Raw genomic sequence first — 20,693 nt, 5'->3', positions numbered from 1 at the left:
GCTAACGTTCGATCACAAGTCCGTTGGGTGTCTCACTGTGCCAGTCCCAGGGCTGTCATATTGGCGATTGAGGCCGGCAGGCCGGCATGGTCTCGCAGCTCGACAATCAGCCGCGGATTGCTGGTCAGTTTGCCGAGCGCACGGAATACCGCGTGCCAGTTGATGGTACCTTCGCCGAGTGTCCAGTGCCGATCGGCGTAACCATCGGCATCCTGCAGGTGGACATGCGCAAGTTCATCGCCGGCCGCCTTGACGAAGTAGTCGACGGGTGGGGCGCCGGTGACGCCGTGGGCATAGTGGGCGTGGCCGGTGTCGATGGAGATCTTGACAGCGTCCGAGCCAAAGCTTTGCGCCAGAAGCTGGCGTGCGTCCGGATCCCTGTCTTCGATGTTCTCGAGAACGAGTTCGATGCCGGTGTCTTCGGCCCGCTTGACCGCGTCTTTCATGGTCAGATGGCAAAGCTCGATCTTGGCCGCGCGACCCTGGTCGGAATTGTCGAGATTGTAATGGTCCCAGGTGGAATAGGGACTATGCACGACCATATGGGTGCCGCCGAGCGCTTCGCAGACCTCCAGGCCCTGGATCAGGCGTTTGCGTACGATGTCACGGATTTCAGTATCGTGAGCCGCGATCGAGAAGCCCATGAAAGGACCGTGGATGCCAACCCGGCCCTCATGGCCGTCCAGGAGCTTCAGTGCCTGCTCGACTTGCGGTTTCCAATCACCGTTGAGCGTTTCGGCATTGCAGAAATCCTGCAGTTCCAGATCGCGCGGCTTGTCGAGCATGAGCTTGCGATGGGTTTCAAGCGATGTGACTGTGAGCGCGGCGCCGAGGATCGGAAGGTCGGTCATAAAACACCTTTGGACAAAAACAGAAATCTGCCTGCCTGATAGACCGTGTTCCTTGACAGGATTGCGACGGCAAGGAGTGAAATCTCAGTATCCATGCTCCCGATCGACGCTTGGCGGGATCGTACCGTCCGAAAAATAGCGTGAGATGTTGTCAGCTACGATTTTCGAAGCCGTGCCGGTGATGGTCGGTGCCGAAATATGCGGCAACACGGTTACCTTCTCGTGGGTCCAGAAGGGGTGTGCGGCTGGCAGCGGCTCTTCGTTAAAGACATCAAGGACGGCGTGTCCAACGGGGCCTTCGTTGAGGGCCTTCAGCAAGGCCGTTTCGTCGATGATGGGTCCGCGGGCGAAATTGATCAGAGCGGCGCCGGGCTTCAACTGTGCCAGTTGCAATGGGCCGATCAGGCCTTGAGTTTCTGCGGTCAGTGGCATCAGCAAGACGGCAATGTCCGTTTGGGCAAGCACCGTTGCCAATCCTTCGGCGCCATGGAAACAGTCGATGCCGTCGATTGTTTTGGGGCTGCGGCTCCATCCCAGAACCCTGAAGCCATTGGACTTGAGGCGCCGTGCCGCGGCGCTGCCGAGTTTGCCGACACCCAGGACACTGACCGTGCGCTCCTCGGGCAGCAGGAGTGTGTGGCCTTTCCAGATCCCTTTGCGTTGCTGGGCCATGTAGCGCGGCATGTCCCGATGGAGGTAAAGGGTCCAGGCAAGAACGGCTTCCGACATGGTGTCGGCCATTTGCGGGTCGGTCAGCCGCACGATCAGGGGGCCGTCTGCCGGTAATTCGGTGATCAGCCGTTCCACGCCGGCCCAGAGGCTCTGTACCCAGACCAGGTTTGGCAAGTCGGCAACCTGGGCCGGATCCGGGTTGGCGACGATGGCCACGCGCGCGGCCATGCGCTCTTCGTCGCTCAAGGTATCGAACGGTTTCACCACAGCGATGTCCGCCAGCGCCTTCGGCAGAGCATCGCGCCATTCCCGGCGTTCGTCCTGACTGGCTTCGGAGACAAAGGGGATAATCGGCGTCATGTAGCGAACACTCCGGCTTCGTCGGCAAAGCCCTTGATTTCAATCGGGTTGCCGCTCGGATCCTTAAAGAACATGGTGCTTTGTTCACCCGGCTGACCCTCGAAACGAATGGTCGGGGCGATGATGAAGGCGAGATTAGCCTCCGTCAGCTTTTGCGCAAGTGCCTTCCAGCTGTCCATCGCCAAGACAACACCCAGATGCGGCATCGGCACCATGTGATCGCCCACCTTGCTGGTATTGGTGGTGTCGAAGGGTTTGCCGAGATGAAGCGAAATCTGGTGACCGAAGAAGTTGAAGTCGACCCAGGTTTCGGTACTGCGGCCTTCCGGGCAACCCAGAAGGCCGCCGTAAAAGGCACGGGCCTCGTCAAGGTCGGCGACATGATAGGCAAGGTGAAAACAGGGTTGCATGAGCGTCTCCAATTCGGTTCGCCCCTGTACTAGCAGAGCCTATTCAAAACATTTAAGATGTTTTTCTGTCATTCAGCATAGGAAAAAGTTTTGGATACGCGCTTTCTTGAAAGCCTGCTGGTGGTCGCCGAAACCGGATCGATTGCAGCTGCGGCCAGACAGCAGGGACTGACGGCAGCCGGGGTCAGTCAACGCATCAGGGTGCTCGAAGCGCAGCTTGGCGTCGGGCTTTTGAACCGCAGTGCGCATGCTGCGCTGCCGACGGAAGCGTGTCTGCGGCTGTTGCCGGCCGCACGAAAACTGGTTGGCGACGCCCACGACCTGAGCCGGCACATCGATCCGTCCGGCCTGTCCGGTCCCTTCCGCCTTGGTGCTGTTTCCACCTGCCTTCTGGACTATGCCCCGGTGGTGAACCGGTTGTTTCAGGAAGAAGCCCCAAAGGCTGAACTCACGTTTCGTCCTGGAACGTCCGCCGGGCTCTATCAGGAACTTCTGGACGGCGCACTTGATGCGATCATCACGGTTGCCGCACCGTTCGAACTACCCAAATCCTTGAAAAGCACGATTATTGCCAGTCAGCCGGTCCTTCATGCCCAGCCTCCTCCTGCGTTCAACTCCGATGCAGCGGCCCTGCCCTGGATCGTCTATGACCGCGCCTCCTGGGGTGGCCGGAAGACCTGGGAAGTGCATGGGCGGGAGGTAAACCAGGGCCGAATCCTGTGCGAACTCGATGCGCTGGAAACCATTGCCCTCATGGTCTCGCAAGGCATGGGACAGGCCTACATACCGGTCTGGAGCCGGCTCGCCGACCAGTTCCCTGATCTGTCTCTCTCAAGCAAAGTTGTAAACAGTCACCGTGACATGGTGTTCCTGCGACCGCACGCGTCCGGGGCATCCGCGCTCACCAGCCTGGTCTTGAAAGCGCTGCAAACACAGGTGGCATGATGTTGCGGAAACCCTTCCCTTTGCGTGTGTTGTGCGGGGTGATGAGGGCGGAAAACTGCCAAAAAGAATCACTTGGAAGGTAAGAAAATTAGCGATCATGACGAATACAGGCATGAAAATGTCGTTTGCAGACGCGTTGCTGAAATTTGCGACATGATCGCCATGAGATTTGCGTCTATACTGTTGTGCTGGGGGCTGCATAATGCAATGGTATCGACCGTGAAGCACCTGGGCTGGAACAAATACCGGCCATGACCTTTTCCGGCAGAGAAAGGGTCAACTGAGGGGTGATGGAGCAAGAACAACGTATATGCGTTCGATGAAGGCTAAATTAAATAAAGTTAATCTAACAGCCTTCACGGCTATACTGCGTTCTTTGCGTGTTATACTTTTCCATTGGACGCGTTGGGAGGGGAATGCCTTGGTGAAGGCCTTTTCGCGTTGCGCCCAATTCAAAATCAAACAAACAGACTGCACAGGAGTACCCTCATGAAGAAGTTGTTTGTCTCGGTGGCTGCGACCGCCCTTATCGGCATGGCCTCGTCGGCCATGGCGGAAGACTGCGGAACGGTCACGGTTGCGGAAATGAACTGGGCATCAGCCGGCGCGATCGCTCACATCGACAAGATCATCCTGGAGAACGGCTACGGCTGTAACGTTGAGCTGGTGACCGGCGACACCATGCCGACCTTCACCTCCATGAATGAAAAGGGCGAGCCGGACATGGCGCCGGAGCTCTGGATCAACGCCGTGCGCGAGCCGCTCGACAAGGCTGTCGCGGAAGGCTCCCTGATCATCGGTGGCGAGATCCTCAATGAAGGCGGCGTGGAAGGCTTCTGGGTCCCGACTGCCATCGCCGAAGAACATGACATCTACACGGTCAAGGATGCCCTGGCAAAACCGGAACTGTTCCCGGGTGCTGAAGATTCCAGCAAAGGCGCGTTCTTTACCTGCCCGACCGGCTGGAACTGCCGCATCACCACCGGCAACCTGTTCCGCGCTTTCGGTTTCGACAAGGGCGGTTTTGAACTGGTCGATCCGGGTTCTGCTGCCGGTCTCGACGGGTCCCTTGCCAAGGCAAACGAGCGCGGCGACGGCTGGCTCGGCTATTATTGGGCACCGACCGCGATCCTCGGCAAATACGACATGACGCTGCTCGACTTCGAGACGCCGCACAACAAGGAGCAGTGGGACAGCTGCACCGTGATTGAGGACTGCCCGGATCCGAAGCCGAATTCCTGGGTCAAGTCCGAGGTCTTCACCGTTGTGACCGACGACTTCGCCAACAAGGCGGGTCCGACCATGGATTACGTCAAGGGCCGTACCTGGGACAACCGCACCGCCGGTAAGGTTCTCGCCTGGATGAGCGACAACCAGGCCACCAACGAAGATGGCGCCTACTACTTCCTGGAAAACTTCGAAGACGTGTGGACCAAGTGGGTCAGCCCGGAAGTTGCCGAGAAGGTCAAGGCCGCTCTCTAAAACGGCAAATCGAACAAGGAGCCCGCGCCAAGGTGCGGGCTCTTATTTTTAGGGGCAAACCAGCGGGACAAGCGTGATGGAGTGGCTACAAGAATTCCCCCAGATGAGTCGGGGCGACCTGCGCGCAATGCGTCAAACATTCGACGGGGCATTCAAGGAATTTACCGGCGCCTATGGTGAGGCCATTGAAGCGGCCTTTGATCCGATCAAGAACTTCCTGATTTTTCTGGAACAACTGCTGATCAACTCGCCGTGGCCAATCATTCTGGCCGTGCTGGTCGGTATTGTGTTTCTGATGAGCCGCAACACCAAAATCACGATCGGCTCTCTCATTGCGCTTTGCGTGATCGGTTATCTGGGCATGTGGGAAGACACCATGCGCACGATCGCCATGGTCACGGTATGTACGATGCTTGCCATTGTCCTCGGCATTCCGCTCGGTATCCTGATGGCGCGCTCCGATCGTGTTCAGAGCATTGTCAATCCGGTGCTCGACCTGATGCAGACGATGCCGAGCTTCGTCTACCTCATCCCCGTTGTCATGATTTTCGGCATCGGCAAGGTGCCGGGCCTGATCGCGGTTGTGATCTACGCCATTCCGCCGATGATCCGCCTGACCAATCTGGGCATTCGCCTGGTCGACCAGGACGTCCTGGAGGCAGCCGACGCATTCGGCTCCAATTCCTGGCAAAAACTGAAAAATGTTCAGTTGCCGTTGGCCCTGCCGACCATCATGGCGGGGGTCAACCAGACCATCATGATGGCACTTGCCATGGTCGTTGTTGCAGCTCTGATCGGCGTGAAAGGCCTCGGGCAGCCGGTGCTGAACGCCATTGCCAACCAGTATCTGACGATGGGTGTGATGAACGGTCTGGCGATCGTCGGTATTGCCATCATCTTTGACCGCGCGACCCAGGCCTACGGCAAGCGCCTGCAGAAACACTCGGAGGTCATCCATGGCTGAGGCGACCGGTATTGAAATCAAGAACCTCTACAAGATCTTCGGCCCCAACGGCGCGGATATGGTCCAGAAGGTCAAGGACGGCATCTCCAAGGCCGAGTTGAACGAAAAATTCAACCATGTGCTCGGCCTGAACAACATCAACATCTCGATGCCCGGTGGCAAGCTCCAGGTGGTGATGGGCTTGTCGGGCTCCGGAAAGTCGACGTTGATCCGGCACATCAACCGCCTGATCGACCCGACGGCCGGTGAGGTGCTCTACGGCAACGAGGACGTCTGCAAGATGTCCCAGACGGAACTCCGCGAGTTTCGCCGGCACAAGACGGCGATGGTGTTCCAGAAATTCGCCCTGTTGCCGCACCGGACCGTGATGAAGAACACCATCTACGGCCTGGAAATCCAGGGCGTGCCGATCGGTGAAGCAGAAGAGCGGGCGTCGCGCTGGATCGCCCGGGTCGGGCTGGAAGGATTTGAAAACCACTACCCGAACCAGCTGTCCGGTGGCATGCAGCAGCGTGTTGGCCTGGCGCGCGCTCTGACGAACGATGCCGATATCCTTCTGATGGACGAGGCCTTCTCGGCGCTCGATCCGTTGATCCGCATGGACATGCAGACCGTGCTCCTGGATTTGCAGGAAGAGCTGCACAAGACCATCGTCTTCATCACCCACGACCTGGACGAGGCGCTGCGGCTCGGTGACAACATCACCATTCTGCGGGATGGCGCGATCATCCAGCAGGGAACCGGGCAGGAAATCGTCTTGAACCCGGCGGATGCTTATATCGCCGACTTCGTCAAGGAAGTGAATCGCGGCCGGGTGATCCTGGTCGATACCGTGATGGACAAGTCCCGCACGGTGGAAGGTGCGCCGACCATTGCCAGCGGCATCATGCTGGAAGAGGCAGCCCGCACCTTTGCCGATTCCGGTCATGGCGAGGCCAATGTGGTCAATGGCGAGGGCCGCCCGATCGGTGTCCTGAACGTGCATGACACCATCCACGCCATGGTGACGCCGGCAACGCACTGACCCTCAAGGCCTGTTAGAACAAGGAAAGCCCCGGAGAGATCTCCGGGGCTTTCTGTGTTTTGAAACTGATCCGGTCCCTAGCGCTCGGAGAAGACCGTCCGCGCCGCTCTGGTGACCGGGTTCAGCAGGTAGACCAGAATGGATTTCGAACCGGTGACGATTTGGGCGTTCACCTGCATGCCGGGACGGATCGGACGTTCGTTCGAGCCCTTGCCGATGATCTGTCCGGGGAAGGCGAGGGTCGCCTTGAAGTAATACTCGCCATATTCGTCCTGGAAGCTGGAGGCGGAGATCGTTTCCACTTCCGCCGACAAGGTGCCATAGATATTGGGATCATAGCTGGTGACGGTGATATCGGCCTTGTCGCCGACATTGATATGGCCGATGTCTTTCGGATTGACCTTCACATCGGCAACCAGGTTTTCAGACAGCGGCACGATTTCCGCAATCATGTCGCCCGGATTGACGACGGCGCCGCGTCCGGTCTGACCGAGAGACTTGACGAAACCGTCGACCGGGGCCTTGACGAAAAGACGCTCCTGGCGGTCTTTCAGCTTCGCAACTTCCTGGGTCAGTTCTGCGCGTTCCTGGGCGATCCTTGCGCGCTCATCGGCAACTTCGCGGTTCACTTCAGCACCCGCCTGTGCCAGGCTGGCCTGGGCTTCGGTAAGCGTTTCGCGCGCTTGCGCCAGATTGCCGATCAGCTGCTCAAGCGCTACCTGCGAGCGCTGATACTCACCCTTGGCCTCAAGATAGCGGCGGCGAGAAGTGTAGCCGTCTTTCAGGAGACCTTCCTGGATCTCGAATTTCTCCTTTTCCAGGGCAACCTGGGACTTCTGAAGCTCGATCTGGGCTTCGAGGCTGACCACTTCGGCGCGCCGCTGCGCCACGCGGGCCGTGTAAGCGTCTTGTTCATCCGCGACGGCTTTTCTGTTTGCGGTCAGCGCGGCGCGCTGCTGCGTGCTCAGCCCGTCGACCGCTGGGTCCAGGCGCAGACCCACGGTGTTGGCGTCGCTGTATTCCTGAGCCAGAAGACGGCGTTCTTCCAGCTCAAGGTAGCTTAGGCGGCTCTGGATCTGGGCGAGTTCGGTAGTGGTGTCCTGTTTCTCAAGTCTTGCAATCGGATCGCCGGCATTTACCAGCTGGCCTTCCTCGACAATGATTTCGTTGACGATGCCGCCTTCCAGATGCTCGACGGTCAGGATCTGCCCGGCCGGGGTGATCTCACCGATCGTGCTGGCGACTTCGCGGATCTGGCCGATGGCCGCCCACACCAGAAGCAAGACCGTCGCGATCGCGAGCCCCATGAGAAGCCGCGAGTAGAAAGCCGGCGGAACGCCGTCTTCCAGCTCCAACGGGAGGCCGACGCGGCCGTATACGGCTTTGCGGAGTGTGTCGGGATCGTCTTTTGCTGCCATTGGAGTGTCCTCGGCGGTTGTCTTTGCTGTGTCCGGGTTCCGTACGGACTGTTATCGGGATTGCTGTTTCAGAACGTCGTCCAGAATGTCCTTGGGCGGACCGGCCATCGCCACCATGCCGTTCTGCATGTAGACGAGGTTGTCAGCCATGCGCATGTGGCTCGGCCTGTAGGTCGTGAGCATGACCGTCGACTTGCCGCGCACCTGTTCGATCTTCTTCATCAGAAGCTTGTCGCCTTCGAAATCGAGGTTGCCGGCCGGATCGTCCAGAATGTAGATCGGTGCAGGTCGCATAAAGGCGCGGGCCAGAAGCAGACGCTGTTTGACATTGTCCGGAAGCATTGCAATCAGCTGTCCGGTCAGGCGGGTTTCAACCCCCTGGGGCAACAGCTCGGCATAGGCGTTGAGTCCGAATTCCTCAAAGGCCGAACGCACCTGATCATTGTCTGCCTGAGGGTTTGCCATGCGGAAGTTCTGAGCGATGGTCCCGTAGAAGAAGTCGTAATGCTCCGGGGCGTAACCGATGGCATTGCGCCATTCGCCGGGATCCAGCTGGCGAATGTCCAGATCGTCGACCAGAACCGCCCCCATCTGAGGCCGGTAGAGACCAAGTGCGGCGCGCACCAGCGAGGTCTTACCGCAGCCGCTCGGGCCGGTGATGGCCGTGACCGACCCCTTGTCCAGTTGCAAAGAAAAATTGCGCAAGGCCGGTTCCTGGCGCGCCGGATAGCGCAGGACAACGTTGGAGAACCGGACGGTGCCCTGGAACTGGCGGTGCAGGCTCGGAAGTTTGCCCGGCTGGCGTTCCATGTCGATTTTCAGAAGGCCATTGATGCGTTCGATGGTCTGCTGGGCCTGGCCCAGCTGCGACAGGCTCAAAAAGGCCTGATGCATCGGGCTGAGAGCGCGCCACGACAGGGCCATGACCGCGATCAGGGCGCCCTGGGTGAGGTCCTGGTTCATGACGAGGATCGCGCCGAAGCCCAGAACGCCGATGCCGCACATCGTCATGAACATTTGTGACAGAACCTGCATGACTTGCGACAATTGCTTGGTCTTCAGGTTCTTCATGGCGAAATCAGCGGAAATGGCCCGGTATTTTTCGACCCAGATGTCGTCGGCCGACAATTCACGAATGGACTTGCGCTTGGACAGGATCTCCACGGTGATGTTCTGCATGCGCGACTTTGCGTCGCCGGCAAGATTGATCGCCGTTTTCATGCGGGGCACGATAATCAGGGCCGACAGGACATAAAGCAGCAGCAGGCCGGCCGGCAGAAGAGCAAGCGGCCCGCCAATCAAGGCCAGAACAAGCACGAAGAGGGCCGAGAAGGGCAGGTCAATCAGGGCATTGGCAAGGTTGCCGTGGAAGATCTCGCGGACACCGTCAAATTGCTTCAACCGCGTGATCTGGGCGCCGATCGGAGCGGAGGAGATCAGCGGCAGCGGCAGATGGAGGAAGTGCCGGAAGGTGGAATTGGCAACGACGGCGTCAAGGCGTGCGCCGAGATATGCCTGTAGATTGGACTTGGTGCCCTTCACCATCCAGTCCATGCACAGGATAACGGCCATGCCGATCATCAGGGTGATCAGCACCGATACGGATTTTGCGCCAATGGCCTTGTCATAGACATTCATCACGAAGAGCGGCAGGCCAAGCGCCAGAAGGTTTGACAGAAACCCGACTGCCATGATGGAAAAAAGCGTTCCGCGGAACTGGTGGAACAGGCGTGACGACCAGTGCTGGAATCCGGCGCTGACAGCGTCTTCTTCCCGTTCGATCAGAAAGAGTTCAACATCCTTTAGCTCACTGAAGGCGAGGGCAACCGTGCGCCGCGCTTCGCCGCTATAGGCCTTGAAACGGCCGTCGCTGGTCCGGCCAAGCCCCACAAGGACATTGCCGCCCTGCTTGATCAGACAGGGAAACTGTTCCGCTGTGAGCTGTTTCGGCGCGCGCGCGCAGGGCGTGACCCGAAAGTTCAGCCGCGTCAGCACTGCGCGGAGGTCGAAGATTCCCTTGATGCCTTCCAGATGCGGCAAGGCCTCAAAAAGATGGCGTTCCATGCCGTCCCAGTCCAGAGCCTCAAGCAGCGGCAGAAGACAGGCCTCGGCCGGCGAGGCGCGTTCGATCGTGCTGCCGGAGTGTTGCTGAACCCGCGTTTCCAGATTCATTCGGCTCCGGGCCGGCTTCATGTCCTGGAACATGGTGTCTGCATTTTCAAATGCGGCCAGGGACATACTTGGCTCCTAAGCTTGCTTCTTGGCGCCGGCGGTTTTCCGCCTGCGGAACTTGGCGCGGGGAGGTTCTGCGGCTTTGGGAGCTGCAGTGAGGCGGCCCTGGTCCAGGTGGAACTGTTTGTCGGCAATGGCCCGGAAGGAGGGGCGATGGCTGACGATCAGGGTGGTCAGCTGACCCTTCAGCCGCTTCAGGGCCTCCACCAGTTCGGCCTCGCTCTTGTGGTCCAGCGCGCCATTGGCGTCGTTCAGGATCAGGATCTTGGGTTCGCCGGCCAGTGCGCGCGCGATCGCGATCCGCTGGACCATCGAGTCGGTGAGGTTCTCTTCAATGGCGTTGCCGAGCTGCGTGTCATAGCCAAGCGGAAGCAGATGGATATCCTTTTCCAGGCCAATCATGTCGGCCGCCATGCGTGCCTTTTGCGGGGATGCATGGGAGCCGAACAGGGTCAGGTTCTGCAGGATCGTGCCGGAAAACATCTGGGCGTCATTGCTGACATAGGCTATGTGCTTGCGCATTGCGCGGTGATCCGGACCGTAGAGATTGTGACCGTCGATCAGGACCTGGCCGGAGGTCGGTTCCACGTCTCCTGAGACAAGACGCGCAAGCGTCGTACGGCCGCTGCCGTCATTGCCTTCAAAAGCGACGGTTTCGCCAGCATTGATGGTGAGTGTCAGGTTCTGGACCGGAACGATGGCGTCCCCATGTGAGCGCAGGTTGGCGCCCTGCAGCTTGATATTGCCGATAATGGTCAGGTCCGGATTTTCACTCCGTTCTTCCCGCGGCAGGTCGAACAGGGCACTTGCTTCGCGATAGTCGTGCTTGACCCGTTGCATGTCGGTCCAGTGATTGATGCCGCGCAGCAGGGGCTGGACCACCTGGCCTGCCAGAAGCGTACAGGCCGCAACCGCACCAATGCTGATCAAGCCGCCCATGACGAGAAGCGCGCCGGCGGAGACAACACAAACGGTGGTCAAAACGGTGAAGAACCCGGAGGAATTCCGCGCCTTGTTGTTCAGGTCGATATAGTCATATCCCAACCGGGAAATCTGGTTTTGCAGCCGTTCGAACCGCCGCAAGATCACGGGTTCCAGGGCCATGGCCTTGATCGTGTTGAGACCGGAGAGCACTTCGAAGATGAAGTCGTATTTTCTCTGGTCCTGCTCGGATCGCTTTTCAATCAGCTTGTTGATCCGGTCGTTCAAACTTGCGGTGCGCAGCGCAAACAAGGCAAGCAGCGCCAGCGGAATGAAGCCGATCGGGCCGCCGATCATGAACAGCACGACCAGAAAGATCAGGCTTGCCGGCAGGTCGATGGAAAGCAAGCGGGCCTGGCCGCCATACTGGTCGCCGAGCGCCTGTAAGGACCGGAATGAGTCGAGATGCTTGGAGACTGTTGCTTCGGAGCTGACGTCGGCCCTGGAATTCAGGAGCCGCCGTGTCGCTTCGAGGTTGGCCTGATGGGTAAACGAGGCTGCCTGCCAGCCGATCAGGTAGGACCGGATGGTTTTCAGAACGGCGTCGATCACCAGAACGAAACCGAGGCCGACGATGAGGATGACAAGCGTGTCGGTGGCATTGTTTGGCAGGATCCTGTCATAGACCTGCAGAATGGTCAGCGGCATGGCCAACCCGAGAATGTTGATCAGAATGGAAGCGGTGATCACCGAGCGCGGCAGCCCGGGTGTTTTGATACGGTCGCCAGTCTCTGATGAAAAGAACTCCAGCTGCGGAAGTTTAACACTGTTAAAAGTATCAGTGATAAAAGATGCCATAGTAAGCGCCTCCTCAAATACAATTAAGACGCAGAATTGTTTCAAAACCGTTTACCAAGAAATTCAGAAATTCTAAATTTTGCTCAAGATGTATATGTATTTCGAGGAATGAAGTTGGCTTTTATTAAGATAAGCCTGCGCGTGATAAGGCCACGATTTAATGGAGCACGTGCGAGTCATGGCCAACACCGATACTTCAGTAAAAGATGTGAAACCCACTGGAGCTTCCTCTGGGGCAGATTCTGCTAAAGGCAGTGCTGGAGATACGCCAACCACGGCACGCGTCGAAGCGCAAGCCGGTGATCCCTATCGTCCGGATAGCGGGAACGATTATTCACTCTCGATCGAGCCGGAAGACACAGGCGAGGCAACGATTGCCAACCTGTTCCAGGCGGTGCCCCTAGAACACGAGGGTTCTGGTGCGGCCCAGGCGGATGGTGCCGGTGACGGCGGCAACGGTATCGGTGGCGGTGATGCAGACGCAGGCGGCCTCGGCAAAGGGCGGGGCGATGGCGCGGGCGATACGCTGATGCCGGACGGTGCGACCGAAGTGGTGGAAACCGCAGACGGCGGGCCGAATGATGACGGCGGGCTTGGCGACGGCGAAGTGCCTGATGCTCGTGGGTTGGATGCAGGGCTCCCGCAATTTGATCTGGGAGGTGACGGCATCCGCGCCGCAGGGTCGCAGGTTGGCGACGGAACATCGGGAGGTGTAGCTGCCGATGACGACGACGATGGCGGCGACGATGGTGGTGAGAACTCCGACATCGGCCCCGTTGCAGACAGCGACACGACCGTCAACGAAGTTTCCGAATTCGCCACTGGAGGCGAATATTCCGGTGTGACCGCGTTTGCGGACGATCCGGATGTGACCGATATCGTGTCCTATGAGATCACCGGTGGCGACGACCGCTTCGAGATCGATCCGGACACGGGCGAAATCACCGTCAAGTCGGGCTCAAGCTTCGACGCTGAGACAGAACGGTCTGTCGACGTGGAAGTGACGGCAACCTCGACAGATGGGTCTACTTCCACCGGCACGTTCACGATCACCATCGGTGATGAGAACGAAGATCCGATCGGTCCTGTGACAGACAGCGACACGACCGGCAACGAAGTCTCCGAGTTCGCGACGGGCGGCGAATATTCCGGAGTGACCGCTTTTGCGGACGACCCGGATGTCACGGATGTCGTGTCTTATGAGATCACCGGCGGCGATGACCGTTTCGAGATCGACCCGGACACGGGTGAGATTACCGTAAAGGCAGGGTCTTCCTTCGATGCCGAGACGGAGCAATCCGTCGACGTGGAAGTGACGGCAACGTCTACCGATGGCTCAACCTCAGTTGGAACGTTCACGATCACGATAGGCGATGAGAACGAAGATCCGATCGGACCTGTGACGGACAGCGACACGACCGGCAACGAGGTCTCCGAGTTTGCAACCGGCGGCGAATATTCCGGCGTGACCGCGTTTGCGGACGACCCGGATGTCACGGATGTGGTCTCCTACGAGATCACGGGCGGCGATGACCGTTTCGAGATCGACCCGGATACAGGTGAAATCACTGTGAAGCCTGGCTCGAGCTTCGACGCGGAGACGGAGCAGTCCGTCGACGTGGAGGTGACGGCCACATCCACCGATGGCTCGACGTCTGTCGGCACGTTCACGATTTCCATCGGCGATGAAAACGAGTTCCCGATCGGCCCCGTCTCGGACAGCGACACGACCGGCAACGAAGTCTCCGAGTTTGCAACCGGCGGCGAATACTCCGGTGTGACCGCGTTTGCGGACGACCCGGATGTCACGGATGTCGTGTCTTATGAGATCACAGGCGGTGATGACCGTTTCGAGATTGACCCGGATACGGGCGAAATCACCGTGAAGCCTGGCTCGAGCTTCGACGCGGAGACAGAGCAGTCCGTTGACGTGGAGGTGACGGCAACGTCTACCGATGGCTCGACCTCTGTCGGCACGTTCACGATTTCCATCGGCGATGAAAACGAGTTCCCGATCGGTCCTGTGACAGACAGCGACACGACCGGCAACGAGGTCTCCGAATTTGCCACCGGTGGCGAATATTCCGGCGTGACCGCGTTTGCGGACGACCCGGATGTCACGGATGTCGTGTCCTACGAGATCACGGGCGGCGATGATCGTTTCGAGATCGACCCGGATACAGGTGAAATCACCGTGAAGCCTGGCTCGAGTTTCGACGCGGAAACGGAGCAGTCCGTCGATGTAGAGGTGACGGCCACATCCACCGATGGCTCGACGTCTGTCGGCACGTTCACGATTTCCATCGGCGATGAAAACGAGTTCCCGATCGGCCCCGTCTCGGACAGCGACACGACCGGCAACGAAGTCTCCGAGTTTGCGACCGGTGGTGAATATTCGGGCGTGACCGCGTTTGCGGACGATCCGGATGTGACGGATGTCGTGTCCTACGAGATCACGGGTGGCGATGACCGCTTCGAAATCGATCCGGATACCGGTGTCATCACCGTGAAGGCCGGGTCTTCGTTCGATCACGAGACCGAACCGAGTGTCGATGTGGAAGTGACGGCAACCTCGACGGACGGCTCGACGTCTACGGGCACCTTCAGCATTGACATTACAGACGAAAACGAACCGCCTGATCTTGTGGTTTGCCTGGAGAACGGTTCCGTCCAGTTTGTCGTCAATGGCAGCTTCGAGCAATTCGAAGGAACGTTGAAAGGCACGGATCCGAAAGGTTTTTACGAAAACCCGGATTCGATCGAGGGATGGTCCTATCAGGATGTCGACGTACAACAGTCGGCACGCTGGGGCACCGGCGCCAGCGATGGCGACCACCGTCTGGACCTGTCTGCCAATCAGAACGGCATGGCCTCGCAGGAAATCGAGGGCATGCTCGAAGGGCAGGTCTATACGTTCAGCTTTGATTCAGCGCCACGCGGTCCGGTCGGCGAAACCGTGGCTGAAGTCTACTGGAACGGTGAGCTGATCGACACAATCGATCCGGCCGAAGCCGGTGCGGGCTGGAACACCTACACCTACAACATCGTGGGTGGTTCGGGTGACGGCACGGACACGCTGACCTTTGTTGAGGTCGGCGGCAAGAATGCGAGCTTCGGCACGTTCATCGACAATGTCTCGATCGTCTCGGACAATCGAATTGCCGTTGTCGAAGAATTTTACGGTGCCGAGATTGCGCCCTTGCAGGTCTTCGATCCGGATGTGGGCGACACACACACTTTCAGCGTGTCCGACGACCGGTTCGAAGTGGTTGTTTCAGACGGCAAATATGTCCTGAAACTCAAGGACGATCAGGCCTTCGACTACGAAACCGAAACCCAGGTAACTGTTGACGTGACGGTGACGGATTCCGGTGGCTTGTCCGATACGGAAACCGTTGTGATCGATGTGTTGGACATTGACGAAAACCTCGGTCCGATTGGCCCTGTTACTGACAGTGACAATGCTCTGAATGCCGTCGCCGAGAACGGTGCGGGCGGTGAATATGTGGGCGTGACAGCCTTTGCAGAAGACCCGGATGTCACGGACACGGTCACCTACTCGATTACGGACGACCGGTTCGAGATCGACCCGGATACCGGTGTCATCACCGTCAAGGACGGCGTCAGCTTCGACCATGAAACGATGCCGACCGTTGATCTTGAAGTGACGGCGACCTCTTCTGACGGTTCGTCCTCGACGGGCACGTTCACGGTGAACATCACCGATGTCAACGAAGCGCCGGATCTGGACTTTGATCCGGAACTCGGACCGGGCACGGCCGTGACGCTGACCTTCGTGGAAGAATATGCCGGTTACAGCAACTCGCTCGGCGTCTTCTACATGGATGGCAACGGCAATCCGATCGGCGGCGAGATCGTCTGGGTCAACCAGAACGAGCTGGCTCCGGGCGACACGGCGACGGTCTACCTGGAAGGTGTGGAAGCGGCTGAAGTCGGCTACTTCCTGATCCCGGACGGGGCCGACTACAACACGCTGGCCAGCGGCGACGAAGTCACCTTCCAGAAGGATGGCGACGGCAACTGGCAGGCCGTGCTGAACGGCACGCCGCTTGTCGGCAAGGACGCCAACGTGTTCTTCTCCGGCGACGGCTCGCTCAACCCGGACGGCTATGACTACACGGTCGAAAGCGGCATCACCATCGGCTTTGAAGACATTGCCGGCGGCGGCGACGAGGACTTCGATGATCTGGTCTTTGATCAGACCACGCAGGAGACCGATGCAACGGCTGCCGTCTATGAAGAAGAGTTCGGCGCGGAAGTCGGCGGCCTGTCGGTGTTCGATCCGGATGTCGGCGACACGCATACCTTCACCGTGTCGGACGACCGCTTCGAAGTGGTTGCCCAGAACGGCGAGTATGTCCTGAAGCTGAAGGACGATCAGAAACTCGACTACGAAACCGAAACCCAGGTGACGGTCGACGTCACGGTGACGGATTCGGGTGGTCTCACTGATACGGAAACCATCGTCATCGATGTCATCGATATCGACGAGAACACCGCGCCGGTCGGCCCGGTCAGCGACGTCGACAACGATACGAACTTCGTTCAGGAGAATTCTGCCGGTGGTACGGTTGTCGGCGTGACGGCCTTTGCCAGCGATCCGGATGCCTCCGACAGCGTGACCTACTCGATCACGGATGATCGGTTCGAGATCGATCCGGACACCGGTGTGATCACGGTTGCCGATGGTGCGGTGATCGATCGCGAGGCAACGGCGTTCATCGATATCGAGGTCACTGCGACCTCGACGGACGGCTCGACCTCGACCGGTACGTTCCGCGTCAATATCGGCGATGAGGACGAATACGACATCGGTCCGGTGAGCGACAGTGACACCACGCTGAACAGCGTCGCCGAAAACGGCGCGGGCGGTGAATATGTCGGCATCACGGCCTTTGCCGAAGATCCGGATGCGACCGACAGCGTGACCTACTCGATCACGGATGACCGGTTCGAGATCGACCCGGATACCGGTGTCCTGACCGTCAAGGACGGCGTCAGCTTCGATCACGAGGCAACACCGACCGTGGATGTCGAAGTGACGGCGACCTCTTCTGACGGTTCGTCCTCGACGGGCACGTTCACGGTGAACATCACCGATGTCAACGAAGCGCCGGATCTGGACTTTGATCCGGAACTCGGACCGGGCACGGCCGTGACGCTGACCTTCGTGGAAGAATATGCCGGTTACAGCAACTCGCTCGGCGTCTTCTACATGGATGGCAACGGCAATCCGATCGGCGGCGAGATCGTCTGGGTCAACCAGAACGAGCTGGCCCCGGGCGACACGGCGACGGTCTACCTGGAAGGCGTGGAAGCGGCTGAGGTCGGCTACTTCCTGATCCCGGACGGGGCCGACTACAACACGCTGGCCAGCGGCGACGAAGTCACCTTCCAGAAGGATGGCGACGGCAACTGGCAGGCCGTGCTGAACGGCACGCCGCTTGTCGGCAAGGACGCCAACGTGTTCTTCTCCGGCGACGGCTCGCTCAACCCGGACGGCTATGACTACACGGTCGAAAGCGGCATCACCATCGGCTTTGAAGACATTGCCGGCGGCGGCGACGAGGACTTCGATGATCTGGTCTTTGATCAGACCACGCAGGAGACCGATGCAACGGCTGCCGTCTATGAAGAAGAACTCGGCGCGGAAGTCGGCGGCCTGTCGGTGTTCGATCCGGATGTCGGCGACACGCATACCTTCACCGTGTCGGACGACCGCTTCGAAGTGGTTGCCCAGAACGGCGAGTATGTCCTGAAGCTGAAGGACGATCAGAAACTCGACTACGAAACCGAAACCCAGGTGACGGTCGACGTCACGGTGACGGATTCGGGTGGATTGTCCGATACGGAAACCATCGTCATCGATGTCATCGATATCGACGAGAACACCGCGCCGGTCGGCCCGGTCAGCGACGTCGACAACGACACGAACTTCGTTCAGGAGAATTCTGCCGGTGGTACGGTTGTCGGCGTGACGGCCTTTGCCAGCGATCCGGATGCCTCCGACAGCGTGACCTACTCGATCACGGATGATCGGTTCGAGATCGATCCGGACACCGGTGTGATCACGGTTGCCGATGGTGCGGTGATCGATCGCGAGGCAACGGCGTTCATCGATATCGAGGTCACTGCGACCTCGACGGACGGCTCGACCTCGACCGGTACGTTCCGCGTCAATATCGGCGATGAGGACGAATACGACATCGGTCCGGTGAGCGACAGTGACACCACGCTGAACAGCGTCGCCGAAAACGGCGCGGGCGGTGAGTATGTCGGCATCACGGCCTTTGCCGAAGATCCGGATGCGACCGACAGCGTGACCTACTCGATCACGGACGACCGGTTCGAGATCGACCCGGATACCGGTGTCCTGACCGTCAAGGACGGCGTCAGCTTCGATCACGAGGCAACACCGACCGTGGATGTCGAAGTGACGGCGACCTCTTCTGACGGTTCGTCCTCGACGGGCACGTTCACGGTGAACATCACCGATGTCAACGAAGCGCCGGATCTGGACTTTGATCCGGAACTCGGACCGGGCACGGCCGTGACGCTGACCTTCGTGGAAGAATATGCCGGTTACAGCAACTCGCTCGGCGTCTTCTACATGGATGGCAACGGCAATCCGATCGGCGGCGAGATCGTCTGGGTCAACCAGAACGAGCTGGCCCCGGGCGACACGGCGACGGTCTACCTGGAAGGCGTGGAAGCGGCTGAGGTCGGCTACTTCCTGATCCCGGACGGGGCCGACTACAACACGCTGGCCAGCGGCGACGAAGTCACCTTCCAGAAGGATGGCGACGGCAACTGGCAGGCCGTGCTGAACGGCACGCCGCTTGTCGGCAAGGACGCCAACGTGTTCTTCTCCGGCGACGGCTCGCTCAACCCGGACGGATACGACTACACGGTCGAAAGCGGCATCACCATCGGCTTTGAAGACATTGCCGGCGGCGGTGACGAGGACTTCGATGATCTGGTCTTTGATCAGACCACGCAGGAGACCGATGCAACGGCTGCCGTCTATGAAGAAGAACTCGGTGCGGAAGTTGGTACACTGTCGGTGTTCGATCCGGATGTCGGCGACACGCATACCTTTACCGTGTCCGACGACCGCTTCGAAGTGGTTGCCCAGAACGGCGAGTATGTCCTGAAGCTGAAGGACGATCAGAAACTCGACTATGAGACGGAGACACAGGTCACCGTTGAAGTCACGGCAACGGATAGTGGTGGTCTGTCTGACACGGAAACCATCGTGATTGACGTCATTGATGTCGAACCCGAGGGTCCGGTAGACACCAATGCCCCGGTGGGCCCGGTGCGCGACGCGGACACGGCTCAGAACCTGGTGGCCGCAACCGCGGCAGCTGGCATGGTGGTTGGGCTGACGGCCTTTGCCCAGGATGCGGATGCCGGCGACACGGTAACCTACGAGATCGATGACGACCGGTTCGACATCGATGCAGATACGGGTGTTGTCACGGTGGCCGACGGTGCAACGCTGATTGCGGGCCAGACTATCAATGTCACGGTGACGGCGACATCGAGCGACGGAACGCAGTCAAGCGCCGTGTTCCCGATCGACGTCACCCCCGGAGGCGATGACAATTCTCCGCCGGATCTGATTGTCGGCGCGGCGATCTATGAGCCGCCCAAGTCTGCAGGTCACCTGGACGACCATCATGATGACCATCATGGTCACCACCATGACGGTGACAAGGGGCGCCATGATCATGATGATGATGACGATGACAAGCCGCATGGTCATACCGATGATGAGGGTGGTTTCTATGTGCCGGAGAACGAAGCCGGTGTGGAGCTGGTCGAATTGTCGGTCGTCGATCCGGATGTAGGTGATACCCATACCTTCACCGTTTCGGACGAGCGTTTCGAGGTTGTCTCCGACGGTCAGAACTATCTGCTGAAGCTGAAGGATGATGCAGCGGTCGATTACGAGACCGAGCAAAGCATCACGCTGGATGTGACAGCGACCGATAGCGGCGGTCTGTCGGACACCGAGACCATCACGCTGGATGTCCTTGATGGCAAGGACAAGGCTGTCTGTGAATATGGCACACGCGGTGATGACACCATGGTTGGTGGCGACAAGGGAGATGTGCTTGCCGGTCGCAGCGGTAACGACATCCTGATCGGACAGGGCGGTGCCGACCATCTCTATGGTGGTTCCGGTGACGACGTGATCCGCGGCGGAACCGGCAACGACCATATGGTTGGCGGGGACGGTTCGGACCTGTTCGCCTATATGCTTGGTGACGGTAACGACACGATCGCAGGCGGTGCCGGCGGCAACTGGATCGACATCGTCGACCTGGCCAATGCCGCAGATGGTACTGCGCTCGGCGCGTATGGCACCGACTGGTCGATCACGATGACCGAAGGTTCGATCGAACAGGTCGATGCGCTTGGCGGCGAGATCACCCTGTCCCAGGATGCCGGTGGTTACATCGAACTGGCCGATGGCGGCCGGGTCGACTTCTCGGATCTGGAAGGCATCCAGTACTGACGACAAGTCCG

General features: G+C 59.2%; 11 protein-coding genes. 5 read left to right on the top strand and 6 right to left on the bottom strand.

What is annotated here, in order from left to right:
• Window positions 1-32: 32 nt before the first annotated feature.
• The 3 genes from ACO6TG_RS10715 to ACO6TG_RS10705 all read right to left on the bottom strand — a co-directional run bounded on the left by ACO6TG_RS10715 (window position 33) and on the right by ACO6TG_RS10705 (window position 2,293).
• Window positions 33-851, bottom strand: a complete 819-nt coding sequence (locus ACO6TG_RS10715; protein WP_422378167.1) for a sugar phosphate isomerase/epimerase family protein — start codon at window positions 849-851, stop codon at window positions 33-35.
• An 84-nt stretch (window positions 852-935) separates the two neighbouring features.
• The gene (locus tag ACO6TG_RS10710) at window positions 936-1,883 is read right to left on the bottom strand and encodes a 2-hydroxyacid dehydrogenase (RefSeq protein WP_422378166.1); all 948 of its coding nucleotides are present in this window, start codon (window positions 1,881-1,883) and stop codon (window positions 936-938) included.
• Window positions 1,880-2,293, bottom strand: coding sequence for a VOC family protein (locus tag ACO6TG_RS10705; protein ID WP_422378165.1), 414 nt, complete (start codon window positions 2,291-2,293; stop codon window positions 1,880-1,882). Before ACO6TG_RS10705 ends, ACO6TG_RS10710 begins: the two co-directional genes overlap by 4 nt.
• 90 nt (window positions 2,294-2,383) lie before the next feature.
• On the opposite strand from ACO6TG_RS10705, the gene ACO6TG_RS10700 reads away from it, so the two are divergent.
• The 4 genes from ACO6TG_RS10700 (at window position 2,384) to ACO6TG_RS10685 (ending at window position 6,708) form a co-directional block, all read left to right on the top strand.
• Window positions 2,384-3,238 (top strand): LysR family transcriptional regulator, encoded by an 855-nt coding sequence (locus ACO6TG_RS10700; protein WP_422378164.1) that lies wholly within the window; start codon window positions 2,384-2,386, stop codon window positions 3,236-3,238.
• A gap of 489 nt (window positions 3,239-3,727) precedes the next feature.
• Window positions 3,728-4,720, top strand: coding sequence for an ABC transporter substrate-binding protein (locus ACO6TG_RS10695; protein WP_422378163.1), 993 nt, complete (start codon window positions 3,728-3,730; stop codon window positions 4,718-4,720).
• Between the two features lie 76 nt (window positions 4,721-4,796).
• Window positions 4,797-5,684, top strand: coding sequence for an ABC transporter permease (locus tag ACO6TG_RS10690; protein WP_422378162.1), 888 nt, complete (start codon window positions 4,797-4,799; stop codon window positions 5,682-5,684).
• Window positions 5,677-6,708 carry a quaternary amine ABC transporter ATP-binding protein gene (locus ACO6TG_RS10685; RefSeq protein ID WP_422378161.1) on the top strand — a complete coding sequence of 344 codons (1,032 nt, stop codon included), beginning with the start codon at window positions 5,677-5,679 and terminating at the stop codon, window positions 6,706-6,708. Before ACO6TG_RS10690 ends, ACO6TG_RS10685 begins: the two co-directional genes overlap by 8 nt.
• 77 nt (window positions 6,709-6,785) lie before the next feature.
• On the opposite strand, the gene ACO6TG_RS10680 is transcribed toward ACO6TG_RS10685, so the two are convergent.
• The 3 genes from ACO6TG_RS10680 to ACO6TG_RS10670 are packed head-to-tail and all read right to left on the bottom strand — an operon-like array spanning window position 6,786 to window position 12,137.
• Window positions 6,786-8,126 carry an HlyD family type I secretion periplasmic adaptor subunit gene (locus tag ACO6TG_RS10680; protein ID WP_422378160.1) on the bottom strand — a complete coding sequence of 447 codons (1,341 nt, stop codon included), beginning with the start codon at window positions 8,124-8,126 and terminating at the stop codon, window positions 6,786-6,788.
• A 51-nt stretch (window positions 8,127-8,177) separates the two neighbouring features.
• Entirely contained in the window at window positions 8,178-10,364 is a 2,187-nt protein-coding gene (locus tag ACO6TG_RS10675) for a peptidase domain-containing ABC transporter (protein ID WP_422378159.1), read from the bottom strand.
• Window positions 10,365-10,373: 9 nt separating this feature from the next.
• Window positions 10,374-12,137, bottom strand: coding sequence for a peptidase domain-containing ABC transporter (locus ACO6TG_RS10670; RefSeq protein ID WP_422378158.1), 1,764 nt, complete (start codon window positions 12,135-12,137; stop codon window positions 10,374-10,376).
• A 178-nt stretch (window positions 12,138-12,315) separates the two neighbouring features.
• Between ACO6TG_RS10670 and ACO6TG_RS10665 the strand changes: the two genes are divergently transcribed.
• Window positions 12,316-20,682 (top strand): cadherin domain-containing protein, encoded by an 8,367-nt coding sequence (locus ACO6TG_RS10665; RefSeq protein WP_422378157.1) that lies wholly within the window; start codon window positions 12,316-12,318, stop codon window positions 20,680-20,682.
• Window positions 20,683-20,693: the final 11 nt, after the last annotated feature.

This window comes from Roseibium sp. (assembly GCF_965233565.1).
Classification (GTDB): domain Bacteria; phylum Pseudomonadota; class Alphaproteobacteria; order Rhizobiales; family Stappiaceae; genus Roseibium.
Note: the sequence above shows the minus strand (reverse complement) of the source record. Positions and strands in the feature narration are given on the sequence as shown.